Genomic DNA, 13339 nt, shown 5'->3' with positions numbered 1-13339 from the left:
TAGTCTCTCTCACATCCGCTCCAGCAAGGAGCGGCCTGGGATGAGGGCTTAAACTTAGAATGAACGAACATCCACAAAGTGACCGGCAATTGCCGCTGCTGCTGCCATGGCCGGGCTGACCAGATGGGTACGACCACCATTGCCCTGACGACCTTCAAAGTTACGGTTTGAGGTCGATGCACAGTGCTCGCCTGGCTGTAACTTGTCGGCATTCATGGCCAGACACATCGAGCAGCCTGGTTCACGCCATTCAAAACCGGCTTCCAGGAAGACCTTGTCCAAACCTTCTGCTTCTGCCTGCTGTTTGACCAAACCAGAACCTGGTACCACCATCGCCTGTTTAATGCTTGGCGCTACTTTACGGCCTTTAATCACGTCTGCCGCAGCACGGATATCTTCAATACGCGAGTTGGTGCATGAACCAATAAAGACACGATCCAGCTGGATATCTGCCAAAGCCTGACCAGCAGTTAAGCCCATATATTGATAAGCACGGGTCCAGTCATTGCGCTGTACCTCATCTTTGGCCTGTTCCAAAGTTGGTACTGCCTGAGAAACCGGAATGACCATTTCAGGTGAAGTACCCCAAGACACTTGTGGTTCAATCTCTTCGCCCTGTAATACCACGACAGTATCAAAATGCGCATCGGCATCTGAATGCAAGGTATTCCAGTACGCCACAGCCTGATCCCATTGCTCGCCTTTTGGTGCATAAGGACGGTCTTTTACATATTCAATGGTTTTTTCATCAACCGCGACCATACCGACACGTGCACCGGCTTCAATTGCCATGTTACACACGGTCATACGGCCTTCAATCGACATATCACGGAACACCTGACCGCCAAATTCAATGGCATGGCCCGTACCACCTGCTGTACCAATTTTGGCAATAATCGCCAGCACCACGTCTTTCGGGGTCACGCCCTGACCCAACTGACCATCTACGCGTACCAGCATGTTTTTCATTTTCTTCTGAATTAAACATTGCGTGGCCAACACGTGCTCAACTTCTGAAGTTCCGATCCCGTGTGCCAGACAACCAAAGGCACCATGGGTCGCGGTATGCGAGTCGCCACATACCACCGTCATTCCCGGCAAGGTTAAACCCTGCTCTGGTCCAACCACGTGAGCAATCCCCTGACGGATATCGTTAATATCAAATTCAACGATATTAAAAGTCTTACAGTTATCGTCTAAGGTTTGCACCTGAATACGCGAAGTATCATCTTCAATACCGGCTACGCCCTGCTCACGCTCTTTTTTCGAGGTCGGTACATTATGGTCCGGAGTCGCAATATTGGCACTTAAACGCCATGGCTGACGGCCAGCCAGTTGCAAACCTTCAAAGGCCTGTGGAGAGGTAACTTCATGCAACAAATGACGGTCGATGTACAATAAAGCCGAACCATCATCACGCTGTTTTACCAAGTGGTCATCCCACAATTTGTCATATAATGTTTTTGCTTTTTGGGTTTCGCCTGCCATGTCGATGTGCTCCACTGGACTGGGTAATTCTGTCATTAATTTCGATTATAACCACACAATTACATAAATCTAATTTATCATTTTTATCAGTTAAAAAACTTTATGGAATAAATATAATTGATTTTTGCTCAGATTAACATCTGATTAAAAATTCAATTTTCCGATTGAATTTTACAAAATATTCGTTTTTACAAATTAATTCGTACTGACTATGATGATGTTATCAGCACTGAATTGTAGATACGAGGAACATCATCATGGCGCATATTCAAAACTTTGTCGCAAACAACCAGCGAATGTTTAAAAAGACTTTTAGCTACTATGTGATGCACATTACGGTGGCCATGCTTGTCGGCTATTTCGTTACCGGCAGTCTGTGGATGGCCATTACCTTAAGCTTATTGGAACCAACAGTACAGGCGGTGGCCTATTTTATTCATGAACGCATGTGGGAAAAGAAAGCACAAGACGGCACAGAGGAAATCACCGCCTAGCCTATTTTTCGCCCGGTGTTCCTCCCAAAAGATCATCTTCAGGATGATCTTTTTTATTTTAATATAACTTAAATTACTGTTTTTAAAATATTTATATTCAAGTTATGGTTGTTGAACTTCAATTTATAGAAAAATAATCTTTGATTAATTCTAAAAATTTCTAAATAATAATTTTAAGCATAAAAAATCTTTATAGGTGATTGCGATGAATCTTGCAGCATTTGAAGCTTTTGTAAAAGTCATGGAAACCGGTTCGATTTCTCTGGCCGCCGATCAGCTGTTTATTACCCAGCCCGCAGTCACCAAACGGATTCATAGCCTGGAAGAATATTTTGGGGTCAAGCTGTTTGAGTCGGCCGGCCGTGGCGTGCAGGCAACCCATGCTGCGCATTCGCTGTTACCCAAAGTCAAAAACTGGCTAAATGAACTGGGCGATATTCATCATACTTTAAGCCATGAACAGGGTCAGGTGCAGGGTCGCCTGAAAATTGGCACCAGCCATCATATTGGCCTGCATCATCTACCCAATCATTTACGTCGCTATGTCCAGGATTTCCCCGATGTCACCTTAGATGTGCATTTTGTCGATTCGGAACAGGCGCATGAACAGGTGCTGGCCGGTGATCTGGAACTGGCCTTTTTAACCCTGCCGCCGCAAGGTGATGACCGGCTGCAATATGTCACCATCTGGAATGATCCGCTGGTGTTTGTGGCTGCGCCTTTTCATCCGCTGGCCCAGCAGAAAAGACTGAAGCTGGAAGATTTAACCCAGTTCCCGAGCCTGCTACCAGCAGCACAAACCTATACCAGCCAGATTACCCTGGCCGAGTTTGAAAAACAGGGCGTGAAGCCAAAAATCACCATGAGCAATAACCCGCTGGAATCCATCCGTATGCTGGTGTCGATTGGACTGGGCTGGTCAGTGTTACCGAAAACCCTGATTAATCAGGACTTGCAACAGCTGGATATTAATCTGGAAATGAACCGCCAGCTGGGCATGGTCTGGCATCCGGGACGCACACAGTCCAAAGCGGCGCAGGCGCTGGTTAACTTTATGCAGCAGCCGGACTAGGTTCATCGACCGGCCGCATCCTTCTGTACAGTTACTGAACAAAACAGCACGCTGCTCCAAATTGGCGTAATTTGAAAAGACAAGGTGCCCGTACAAGACACCAGGATCTTTATAAAAAATGATGCAGGAGCAGAGCGATGAACCAGACCACTTCCCCGCTTGCCTATTCCCCTTCGTTCAGTTCAGCCCAGGCGCTCCAGCAGCGCCTAGCCGGCAGTGCACAGCCTTTACAGCCCAGTCCACGGCTGGATGTCACACAAGCCGATACGCTACGTGCCACCCTCAAGCAATATTTTCTGCAAACCTTTGACTGTTATGAATCACTGTTTAGCTGCCTCAACGGCGATGAGGCCTTTTATCGCAAACCGATTGCGCTGCGCCATCCGCTGATTTTTTACTATGGCCATACCGCGACATTTTTCATCAACAAACTGCTGCTCAGCAAACTGATTGAACAGCGTATCAATCCACATTTTGAATCCATCTTTGCGGTGGGTGTGGATGAGATGAGCTGGGATGACCTGGATGACAGCCGTTATGACTGGCCGACACCCGCGCAGGTGAAACACTACCGCGATCAGGTGCGTGCCACGGTGCTGGAAATTATTGAACAGGCACCACTGAGCACGCCAATTGACTGGCAGCATCCGTGGTGGTCGATTCTGATGGGCATTGAACACGAGCGGATTCATCTGGAAACCTCCTCCGTGCTGATTCGCCAGCATGCACTTGACTATGTCCAGACACAGCCACCATGGCGGCCGAATACCCTGACTAGCACCGCACCAGAGAACGCATTGCTTCCAGTGGCAGCCGGCCGGGTACAGCTCGGTAAAGACCGGCACGCCCCGGTTTATGGCTGGGACAATGAATATGGCCAGCATCAGGCAGAAGTAGCGGCCTTTGCGGCCAGCCGTTATCTGGTCAGCAATCAGGAATTTCTGGCCTTTGTTAAAGATGGGGGCTATCAGAACGCGAGCTATTGGGAAGATGAAGGCTGGCAATGGCGCAGCTTTGCCCAGGCCAAATATCCGACCTTCTGGCGTAAACACGGGTCGGACTGGTCACTCCGGCTGATGACCGAAGAAGTCCCGATGCCGTGGGACTGGCCGGCGGAGGTGAATTATCATGAGGCCAAAGCCTTTTGCCACTGGAAAGCGAAGCAAACTGGTCAGCCAGTACGACTGCCCACCGAAGAGGAATGGTATCGGCTGGTACAGCTGGCTGGCGTAAATGAGCCGTCTGCACCTGCCAATCTGGCGCTGGCCTATGGTGCTTCCTCCTGTCCGGTCAATACCTTCCCGCATGGCGATTTTTATGACCTGCGCGGCAATGTCTGGCAATGGACCGAAACCCCGATTTATCCATTTCCCGGTTTTGTGGTGCATCCGATTTATGATGATTTCAGCACCCCAACCTTTGATGGCCGGCATAATCTGATCAAAGGTGGCTCCTGGATTTCTGCCGGTAATGAAGCCGAACTGGCCTCACGCTATGCCTTTCGCCGGCATTTTTTCCAGCATGCCGGTTTCCGCTATGTGGTTTCTGATCAGGAGCCGCTGGCGATTCAATCTCAATATGAAACCGACCGGCTGGTGTCTGAATATCTGGAATTTCAGTATGGCCGTGAATATTTTGGCGTAGCCAATTTTGCCCAGACACTGGTGCAACTGGCCCTGACCCAGCTGGCTGACAAACCACGACGTAAAGCACTGGATATTGGCTGTGCCACCGGACGCGCCAGCTTTGAACTGGCCCGTTATTTTGATGAAGTGGTCGGGATTGATTTTTCAGCGCGCTTTATCCAGAACGGCGTCAAACTGGCACAGGGCGAAACCCTGCATTACAGCATCTGCACCGAAGGTGAACTGGTGGATTATCATGCCTGTGACTTGGCTCAACTTGGACTGGCCGACGTGCGGGACAAAGTCCAGTTTTACCAGGGTGATGCCTGTAATCTTAAAGCGATTTTCAGAGGCTATGATTTTATTCTGGCGGCCAATTTAATTGACCGGCTGCATCATCCGGCGCAGTTTTTAAGCCAGATTCATACACGGCTGAATATGGGCGGTATTCTGATGCTCAGCTCGCCCTATACATGGATGGAAGAACATACCGTCCGCAGTGAATGGCTGGGTGGCTTTAAAAAAGATGGCGAAAACTGGAGCAGTTTGGATGGCTTAAAAGCCTTGCTAGAGCCGCATTTCCGTTTAATAACTGAACCACAGGAAATCCCCTTCGTGATTCGGGAAACCCAGCGCAAGTTTCAGCATACCTATGCGCAGGTCAGCTTCTGGGAACGGATTGCGTAAACAGATAGAAAAGAAAGCGAAGGATCAGGCCAAATTCTGGATTTGGCCTGATGATCTGGAGGATTAAACGAACGATTTAACGGCGAGGCACAGAGTCTTCATGCAGCGCTTCATTCAGCTGGTCGACCGTAATGGCCCATTCCCCATCCGAGGCAATTTTTTCAGCTAAAAACTGACGTTGACCATCACTCCAGAATTCTGCATCCATAATATGAATTTCCGCCGCCAGTTGATGCTGGCCGATAAAATCTTGAATCGCCTGTTCGCTGGAGTCCAGGCCCAGTTGTTCAAACAGATTGGTCATTCTTGGTCGGGTTTGGCGCATGCGTGAATCTCCCTGTTGTTGTTCTTGTCTTCACCATAGCATATAAAACTGCAAATCCTAGTGCTGTTAAAAAAAATTCACCTTTTCATAAATTTGCAAGATAGATGACAACCAGCTCAGACAAAAAACAGGGCCAGTTATAGCGGCCCTGTCTGCTGATCTTGGTGTAGATGAACTGCGCTTTTATTCGGCAGCAATCGACCAGTCCTGAATCTCCCAGCCCTGCTCGACCGCCAAGGCTCGCAAACGATCATCCGGATTCACCGCAATAGCGTGGTCTGCATATTCCAGCAAGAAACGGTCATTAATTGAATCTGAATAGGCCCAGGATTCGGTCACCTCACGTCCGGCCAGCCACTGTTCCAGACGTACCAGTTTGCCCTGCTGATAACAGGCGGTATTGATCACTTTACCGGTATATTTGCCATCAACCACTTCAGCATTGGTGGCAATGATTTCGCTAATGCCAAATTCACGGAAAATTGGTGCAGTAATAAAATCCGAAGTCGCGGTAATACCGACCAGGGCATGTCCGGCCTCACGATGACGCTGAATCGCCTTAAAACCTTCCGGGCGCATTTGTGGACGAATCACTTTTTGCATAAACAACTCATGCAGTTCGGTCAGGTAGTGTGACTCGTGCTGGGTCAGAAATTCGAATACAAATTCGTTATAGGCAATCGGGTCAAGCTGGCCAGCTTTGTAATCTTCATAAAATTTGTCATTCATGGCGCGGTGATGAACCGGATCGACCAGACCTTCATTGACTAAAAACTCACCCCAGGAATGATCCGAATCTGTATTTAACAAGGTGTGATCGAGATCAAATAGCGCCAATTTCATGAAAATACTCGTAAAAACTGAAATTTAAGAAAAAATTTGTAAATCTATCTCCGCTAGTCGATAGAAATTCGTTAAGATCATAGCAATTTTAACATTTTTAAACTTTGCTTTTTTTCGTGTTGGATACAGAAATAAAAATCCCCGGAAGCAAAGGCATAATTTACAGAATATTTAGGTAGCCAAATGATCGACTCAGAAGGTTTCCGACCCAATGTCGGGATCATTTTGGCAAACGACTTTGGACAGGTTTTATGGGCAAAACGCATTGGACACAATGCATGGCAATTTCCACAAGGAGGTATCCAGCATGGAGAAACCCCTGAGCAGGCACTTTATCGTGAGCTGAGAGAAGAAGTTGGCTTACTGCCCGAACACGTTCAAATTATCGCACAAACGAAAGGTTGGCTGCGTTACCGTTTGCCGCACCGTTACATCCGGCCCGATTCCGATCCGGTATGTATTGGTCAAAAACAGAAATGGTTTTTACTCAAACTCACGGCCTCGGCCCAGTTGATTCAGCTCAACCTGTCCGATCCGCCCGAGTTTGATCAATGGCAGTGGGTCAGTTACTGGTACCCACTGGGTCAGGTCGTGAATTTCAAACGCGATGTGTACCGCAAGGCGATGGTGGAATTATGTCATCAATTGCCATCTAAGAAAGCCTGAAAAAAGCTGTATGATCATGCAGATTTTTTAAACGACTCTTGCTATAAAGAGAACAGAACTGGAACGCTGATTTGGAGCAGACTTTATGTCGAATATGCAACTGGATACCCTAAGACGCATTGTGCAGGAAATTAATGCGTCCACCAGTTTGCATGAATCGCTCGACATTATGGTCAATCAGGTTGCTGAAGCTATGCATGTCGATGTCTGCTCCATTTACCTGCTTGACGAGCGCAACCAGCGTTATCTGCTGATGGCTTCTAAGGGCTTGAATCCTGAAGCGGTCGGCCATGTGTCTCTGCATACAGGTGAAGGTCTGGTGGGGCTGGTCGGCCAGCGTGAAGAAATCGTCAACCTGGACGATGCACCGAAACATGAACGCTTCCTGTATTTACCGGAAACCGGCGAAGAAATTTATAATTCCTTCCTCGGCGTGCCGGTCATGTACCGTCGTAAGGTCATGGGCGTACTGGTGGTGCAGAACAAGGAATGTCAGGACTTTAGCGAAGCGGCTGAATCCTTTCTGGTCACGCTCTGCGCCCAGCTCTCTGGCGTGATTGCGCATGCGCATGCCGTTGGCAATATTGACGTCTTTCGTAAACCCAGCAATCTGCCGGCCTACAAAACCTTCCAGGGCGTTTCCGGCTCGGGCGGGATTGCGCTTGGCCGCGCGGTCATTCTCTATCCACCAGCAGATTTGGCCGCGGTACCCGACCGTGAAGCCGATGACATCAGCGAAGAACTGAAACTGCTCGACACCGCGCTAGATGCCGTGCGTCAGGAAATTCAGGCGCTGGATGACAAAATGCAGGATGCGCTGATGGCCGAAGAACGCGCGCTGTTTAGCGTGTTCCTGCGTATGCTGGATGAAAATGCCCTGCCGGCGGAAATTAAAGAACTGATTCGGGATGGTAATTGGGCACAAGGTGCGGTGCGGATTGTCATTGACAACCACATTGCCCAGTTTGCCCAGATGGAAGATGACTACCTGCGTGAACGGGTTTCCGACTTAAAAGATCTCGGCCGGCGTATTCTGGCCTATTTGCAGGAAGCCGATGCCAGCCACCGCGAACTGACCGATGAAAGTATTCTGATTGGTGAAGAAATCTCGACCGCGGCACTGGTGGAATTACCGGTCGATAAAATTGCCGCAATTGTCACCACCGAAGGCGCCATGAACTCACATATGGTGATTGTCGCGCGCGCACTGGGTATTCCAACCGTGGTCGGGGTGACTGAACTGCCGATCAACACCCTCGATGACGTAGAAATGATTGTCGATGCGCATCAGGGCCGGGTGTTTATTAATCCGCCACGGCGTTTACGCACCCGCTATAAAGAAATTCAGAAAGAAGAAGAACTGATTGCCAAAGACCTGAAACAGTATGAAACCAAGGACGCCGTTACCCCAGACGGCGTGACGGTCAAACTGTATGTCAATACCGGTCTGATGATTGATGTGGTACGCGGGGTACAACGTGGTGCCAAAGGGGTCGGCCTATACCGCTCTGAAATTCCGTTTATGCTGCGGGATCGTTTCCCGGGCGAAGAAGAACAGCGTGCCATTTACCGCCAGCAGCTGAGCCATTTTGCCAATAAACCGGTGGTAATGCGTACCCTGGATATTGGCGCAGACAAAGACCTGCCGTATTTCTCGATTGAAGAAGAAAACTCGGCGCTAGGCTGGCGCGGGATTCGCTTCACCCTCGATCATCCGGAAATTTTTTCTTCGCAAATTCGCGCCATGCTCAAAGCCAGCATTGGCTTGAACAATCTGCACATCCTGCTGCCAATGGTCACCAGCGTCAATGAAGTCGAAGAAGCGCTGTATCTGCTAGATCGTGACTGGCATGCGGTACAGGAAGAAGAACAGGTCAAGATCAATAAACCGCGTATCGGGATTATGGTAGAAGTGCCCAGTGTGCTGCTGCAGATTGATGAATTTGCCGAACTGGTCGATTTCTTCTCGGTCGGTTCCAATGACCTGACCCAGTATCTGCTGGCAGTGGACCGTAACAATCCACGCGTGGCCAACGTCTATTCGCATTTCCATCCATCAGTGCTACGCGCACTGACCCGTCTGGTCAAGGAATGTCACAAGTACGATAAACCGGTCAGCATTTGTGGTGAAATGGCCGGTGATCCGCTATCTGCGGTGCTGTTGATGGCGATGGGCTTTAATACCCTGTCGATGAGTTCGAGTAACATTCTGCGCGTGCGTAAAGCGATTTGCCATGTGTCGATGAGCGAAGCACAGGAGCAGCTGGAACGGGTGCTGAAAATGAATAATTCGCTGATGGTGAAAAGCTGGATGGAATATTATTTTAAAACCCATGGTCTGGGCGATATGGTCAAGGCCTCTACCCGGATTGTTGGCGCTTAAGCCATATTTTGATTTAAATCAGACAGAATGAATAGGGGCGATAATCATCAGAATATCGCCCTTGTTTGTGTTTGCTATAGCCGCGTTTGGCATTCTTTTTCCGGTCGACAAAAACCTGGCTCTTGTTGACCTCATGCATATATTTGGCCACGAAGTTATGCTGAATCACTTCTGGCTGTTTTTTCTTTGCCATCACTTTATCCTTCCGGTTCATGATTTGAATGCAGGTGTTCCTGCGCTGTATTGATGGGTACATTTGCGCAAAATTCAAGCGCATTTTAGCCTTAAAACTGCGTTTTGCTTCCCGTCGACATCCCTTTGGAATGGGGAGTCAATCATACATTTTTTTGGACAATTCAGCAGCAGTTTTGCGACAGTCATGTAACAATAAAAGAAACGGTATAGAAAAATTTTGCAGTGTTTTTCTGAACATTCTTCAGTCAAAAAATGAAAGTAGATTCAGCTGCTCTGCCCCTATAATTATACCACAAAATCTTATATTTTTTATTATTTTGCAAGGACTTAGCAGTTATATAGCACGCTAAAAAAACTTCCTGATAGGCTAAGATGAAGCTAGAAGATCAATTCAAACAGCCTCTTCCAAAACAGGAGTTCACAGCATGATTTATGAAGTTTCTGGAGATATTTTATTGAGCCAAGCCCGTGCCATTGCCCACGGTGTTGCCCCAAATGATAACTTTGCCACCGGACTGGCTTTAAGTCTGCGCGAACACTGGCCGGCGCTGTATAAAGACTTCCGTAACTATTGCCATATTTACCATCCTAAAGCGGGTGAACAATGGACCTGGGTCAATGCCGAAGGTCAGCGCATCATTAATCTGATGACTCAGGAAGCGGCCTATGACAACGGTTCCAAGCCGGGTAAAGCATCGACAGAATACGTCAACCGCACCCTGAAAAATCTGAAACAGCTGGTTGAAGCCGAGAATATTGAAAGTCTGGCGCTGCCACGTCTGGCCACCGGTGTCGGCGGTCTGGATTGGGAAGAAGTCCGCCCGCTGATTTACAAGCATTTAGAAGACCTGAATATTCCGGTTTATATCTACACCCTGTACCAGAAAGGGGTGAAAGCAGACGAACCGGCGCATTAAGCCAAGCTCGTTTGATCGTTAGAGTGAGACTGATGCCGGGATCACACGGCTGCGCAACTGCAGACCGCCATGCATCCAGTCCGATTTCCCCGCTTGGCTGAAGTCAAGCGGGGAATTTTTCTATCAGGATACTCTCTATCACGCGTGATGTCTAAGCCGCCAGCGCACGCTCTAACAGCCGGGCAACATCGACCTGTGCCGGGTCTAACATGCCCACCACCTGACCATGCAGGGTCTGATAACGGCTCTGGATAAAGGCCTGTGCCACAAAATCAGGCGCATGCAGGTTTAAGATGACCGCCTGTGCCAGCAGCACCAAACGGCTTACCAGCGTACGTGCCATAAACTGCAAGGCTTGGGGGTCTGTCTGCTGGAACAGCTGCATCAGCGCCTGTAATTCCTGCTGTAACAGCGGCTGCTGTTGCACACCGTCGGCCAGCGACTGCAACAGGACCTGCATGGAGGCCGGATCACGCTGTATCGCGCGTAGCACATCCAGACACATGACATTGCCCGACCCTTCCCAGATACTATTCACCGGAGCTTCTTTAAAAATACGCGCCATGATGCCAGTGTCGACATAGCCATTGCCGCCAAAGACCTCCATCATTTCGCCGCTCAGCTCGACAGTACGCTTACACACCCAGAACTTGGCAGCCGGGGTCATAATCCGCTTCCAGGCCTGCGCCAGCGGCGTATCCAACTGGTAGCACTGCGCCAGATAAAAGCCCAGCTGCACCGCGGCTTCGGTTTCCAGTGCCAGATCGGCCAATACCGCCTGCATCAGCGGCTGTTCAGCCAGCAGCTTGCCAAAGGCTTTGCGTTGCCGGGTATAGGCAATACATTGCACCAGCGCCTGGCGCAACATGGCACTGCTGCCGACCACACAGGTCAGGCGGGTATAATTGGCCATTTCAATAATGGTGGGAATACCACGGCCAGCTTCGCCAATCATGATGCCCCAGGCCTCATGAAACTCGACTTCCGAGCTGGAATTGCTGCGGTTGCCGACCTTGTCTTTTAGACGCTGGATATGAATCGTGTTCTTGCGACCATCTTCCAGCCAGCGCGGCACAAAGAAGCAGGCCAAGCCATCCTGTTCAGTTTTCGCCACCACCAAATGCGCATCGCACATCGGCGCCGAGAAAAACCATTTATGCCCGGTCAGCAGATAGGGCTGGCCACGACCCGCGGTCCCCACCGGAGTGGCGATGGTTTCATTGGCGCGTACATCGGAGCCGCCCTGCTTTTCAGTCATGCCCATGCCCAGCCAGATTGATGTTTTCTGCGCCATTGGAATATCCCGCACATCATATTCATTCGACAGCAGTTTATCGCCGAACTGTTGCCACAGTTCAGGTTCACGCTGAATGAGCGGAATACTGCCCAGGGTCATGGAGGCAGGACACAGGTTGCCACATTCGACCTGACCACTCAGATAAAAGCGCGCCGCCCAATCGACCCAGGCAGATGCGGACTGAGGTTCAATAAAGGGATGGGCATGGGTCTGAAATTCCCGGTTCAGCGCCATCCAGTAATGCCAGGCTGGATGGAACTCGATCACATCCTGACGGCGGCCGCGAGCATCAAAGGCCTGTAACTGCGGGGTATGGCTATTGGCTAAATGGGCAGAATGATAAGCCTCTGCCGATCCGGCCTGCTGACCAAGGGCGCTAAGGCGTGCCTGATCCTGACTGCCATAGCGCTGCAAGATTTCCTGCAACACGCGGTCACTCGCAAACAGATTATAATCCTGACGTTCATCAAACTGATTCTGAATAGAATGGGTCATCCATGCCTGCATCGTTCATCGTTCCTGATTGATTATGATGATAGGCTTTCAGTATAAAGAATATTCACCCACAGCATGTTCGGTTTTCAGTCATGACCTCCCCCTCTGTACAGCTGCGGCGTAAGCCTCGCCAGTCCCGGGCCAAACAGACCCAGCAGGCACTGCTGGACAGTGTTGTTCGGCTTTTGCAGCAGCAGACACCCGCACAACTGACCATCCGCGAGATTACCGAGCTGGCCGGCGTCGGTCTGGGCACCTTTTATGAATACTTTGCCCAGAAAGAAGATTTGCTGGCCTGGGTGATTCACCAGCAGATTATCCAGCATGCCGAGGCGCTACGCAGTTATACCCAGCCACCGCCACAGTTATCCACAACTGGTGATATTTGCAGCGATATACAGGCCCTGCTGTGCTTTCAGCTCGACCGTATCCGCAGCGAACAGCGGCTGTGGGCCAGTGTGTTTTTACTTGAACGCAGCCTGTCGAGCGAACAGGCCTATCAAAAGCATTATCAGCTGATGCTGGACAGCTGGCAGCAGATTTTAAGCCGCTATATACCTGAAACCCACGAACGCTTGCGCTGTGCCGAAAACCTGCATCGCATCAGTTATGGCTTTATTTCACAAACCCTGTTAATCCAGCCCACATTTCAGGACTGGCCGCAACTGCAGGCCGATATTGAACTGGCCATCCAGCCGTTTTTAGCCCGGCTCATCTCAACAAAATCCGACTAAAACACTCAGAAATCAAAACTTTAAGCTATCGATTATTCCTTTGACCACTAATCGTTTTATCCATTTGAAAAACTGCGGTACTCGGTCTACATTAAATGAGAACCAAGCTACATTTTTA

At 49.5% G+C, this 13339-nt stretch carries 12 protein-coding genes; 7 read left to right on the top strand and 5 right to left on the bottom strand.

Going from position 1 to position 13339, the window contains the following annotated elements:
- Window positions 1-54 precede the first annotated feature (54 nt).
- On the bottom strand, window positions 55-1488 hold the full coding sequence (leuC, locus tag FTU69_RS11775; RefSeq protein WP_005182046.1) for a 3-isopropylmalate dehydratase large subunit: 1434 nt from the start codon (window positions 1486-1488) through the stop codon (window positions 55-57).
- A 257-nt stretch (window positions 1489-1745) separates the two neighbouring features.
- Here leuC and FTU69_RS11770 point away from each other — a divergent pair, with 257 nt between their 5' ends.
- The 3 genes from FTU69_RS11770 (at window position 1746) to ovoA (ending at window position 5366) form a co-directional block, all read left to right on the top strand.
- Window positions 1746-1982, top strand: a complete 237-nt coding sequence (locus FTU69_RS11770) for a DUF2061 domain-containing protein (RefSeq protein WP_005182043.1) — start codon at window positions 1746-1748, stop codon at window positions 1980-1982.
- Between the two features lie 205 nt (window positions 1983-2187).
- Entirely contained in the window at window positions 2188-3054 is an 867-nt protein-coding gene (locus FTU69_RS11765; RefSeq protein ID WP_168381739.1) for a LysR family transcriptional regulator, read from the top strand.
- 137 nt (window positions 3055-3191) lie between these two features.
- A complete protein-coding gene (ovoA, locus tag FTU69_RS11760) occupies window positions 3192-5366 on the top strand; it encodes a 5-histidylcysteine sulfoxide synthase (RefSeq protein ID WP_180103927.1) in 2175 nt (724 codons plus the stop codon).
- 76 nt (window positions 5367-5442) lie between these two features.
- Here ovoA and FTU69_RS11755 read toward each other — a convergent pair whose 3' ends face one another.
- A complete protein-coding gene (locus FTU69_RS11755) occupies window positions 5443-5691 on the bottom strand; it encodes a DUF2789 family protein (RefSeq protein WP_005182035.1) in 249 nt (82 codons plus the stop codon).
- 183 nt (window positions 5692-5874) lie between these two features.
- Window positions 5875-6534 (bottom strand): HAD family phosphatase, encoded by a 660-nt coding sequence (locus FTU69_RS11750; protein WP_005182034.1) that lies wholly within the window; start codon window positions 6532-6534, stop codon window positions 5875-5877.
- A 183-nt stretch (window positions 6535-6717) separates the two neighbouring features.
- Between FTU69_RS11750 and FTU69_RS11745 the strand changes: the two genes are divergently transcribed.
- Both FTU69_RS11745 and ptsP read left to right on the top strand, forming a co-directional pair.
- On the top strand, window positions 6718-7200 hold the full coding sequence (locus FTU69_RS11745) for an RNA pyrophosphohydrolase (protein WP_005182032.1): 483 nt from the start codon (window positions 6718-6720) through the stop codon (window positions 7198-7200).
- A gap of 85 nt (window positions 7201-7285) precedes the next feature.
- Window positions 7286-9583 (top strand): phosphoenolpyruvate--protein phosphotransferase, encoded by a 2298-nt coding sequence (gene ptsP, locus FTU69_RS11740; protein WP_180103926.1) that lies wholly within the window; start codon window positions 7286-7288, stop codon window positions 9581-9583.
- 13 nt (window positions 9584-9596) lie between these two features.
- On the opposite strand, the gene FTU69_RS11735 is transcribed toward ptsP, so the two are convergent.
- On the bottom strand, window positions 9597-9776 hold the full coding sequence (locus tag FTU69_RS11735) for a hypothetical protein (RefSeq protein WP_005182025.1): 180 nt from the start codon (window positions 9774-9776) through the stop codon (window positions 9597-9599).
- 427 nt (window positions 9777-10203) lie between these two features.
- Between FTU69_RS11735 and FTU69_RS11730 the strand changes: the two genes are divergently transcribed.
- Window positions 10204-10695, top strand: coding sequence for a macro domain-containing protein (locus FTU69_RS11730; protein ID WP_016659595.1), 492 nt, complete (start codon window positions 10204-10206; stop codon window positions 10693-10695).
- A 151-nt stretch (window positions 10696-10846) separates the two neighbouring features.
- Here FTU69_RS11730 and FTU69_RS11725 read toward each other — a convergent pair whose 3' ends face one another.
- Window positions 10847-12499: an acyl-CoA dehydrogenase family protein gene (locus FTU69_RS11725; RefSeq protein WP_168396765.1), complete on the bottom strand. Its 1653-nt coding sequence runs from the start codon at window positions 12497-12499 to the stop codon at window positions 10847-10849.
- A gap of 80 nt (window positions 12500-12579) precedes the next feature.
- Between FTU69_RS11725 and FTU69_RS11720 the strand changes: the two genes are divergently transcribed.
- Window positions 12580-13221 carry a TetR/AcrR family transcriptional regulator gene (locus FTU69_RS11720; protein WP_168396764.1) on the top strand — a complete coding sequence of 214 codons (642 nt, stop codon included), beginning with the start codon at window positions 12580-12582 and terminating at the stop codon, window positions 13219-13221.
- Window positions 13222-13339: the final 118 nt, after the last annotated feature.

Source organism: Acinetobacter sp. YH12134 (assembly GCF_013418555.1).
Classification (GTDB): domain Bacteria; phylum Pseudomonadota; class Gammaproteobacteria; order Pseudomonadales; family Moraxellaceae; genus Acinetobacter; species Acinetobacter indicus.
Note: the sequence above shows the minus strand (reverse complement) of the source record. Positions and strands in the feature narration are given on the sequence as shown.

What these genes read in the sequence shown, in the direction of transcription:
- leuC (WP_005182046.1), bottom strand. Translation starts at nt 1,488, where the DNA reads ATGGCAGGCGAAACCCAAAAAGCAAAAACATTATATGACAAATTGTGG.
- FTU69_RS11770 (WP_005182043.1), top strand. Translation starts at nt 1,746, where the DNA reads ATGGCGCATATTCAAAACTTTGTCGCAAACAACCAGCGAATGTTTAAA.
- FTU69_RS11765 (WP_168381739.1), top strand. Translation starts at nt 2,188, where the DNA reads ATGAATCTTGCAGCATTTGAAGCTTTTGTAAAAGTCATGGAAACCGGT.
- ovoA (WP_180103927.1), top strand. Translation starts at nt 3,192, where the DNA reads ATGAACCAGACCACTTCCCCGCTTGCCTATTCCCCTTCGTTCAGTTCA.
- FTU69_RS11755 (WP_005182035.1), bottom strand. Translation starts at nt 5,691, where the DNA reads ATGCGCCAAACCCGACCAAGAATGACCAATCTGTTTGAACAACTGGGC.
- FTU69_RS11750 (WP_005182034.1), bottom strand. Translation starts at nt 6,534, where the DNA reads ATGAAATTGGCGCTATTTGATCTCGATCACACCTTGTTAAATACAGAT.
- FTU69_RS11745 (WP_005182032.1), top strand. Translation starts at nt 6,718, where the DNA reads ATGATCGACTCAGAAGGTTTCCGACCCAATGTCGGGATCATTTTGGCA.
- ptsP (WP_180103926.1), top strand. Translation starts at nt 7,286, where the DNA reads ATGTCGAATATGCAACTGGATACCCTAAGACGCATTGTGCAGGAAATT.
- FTU69_RS11735 (WP_005182025.1), bottom strand. Translation starts at nt 9,776, where the DNA reads ATGGCAAAGAAAAAACAGCCAGAAGTGATTCAGCATAACTTCGTGGCC.
- FTU69_RS11730 (WP_016659595.1), top strand. Translation starts at nt 10,204, where the DNA reads ATGATTTATGAAGTTTCTGGAGATATTTTATTGAGCCAAGCCCGTGCC.
- FTU69_RS11725 (WP_168396765.1), bottom strand. Translation starts at nt 12,499, where the DNA reads ATGCAGGCATGGATGACCCATTCTATTCAGAATCAGTTTGATGAACGT.
- FTU69_RS11720 (WP_168396764.1), top strand. Translation starts at nt 12,580, where the DNA reads ATGACCTCCCCCTCTGTACAGCTGCGGCGTAAGCCTCGCCAGTCCCGG.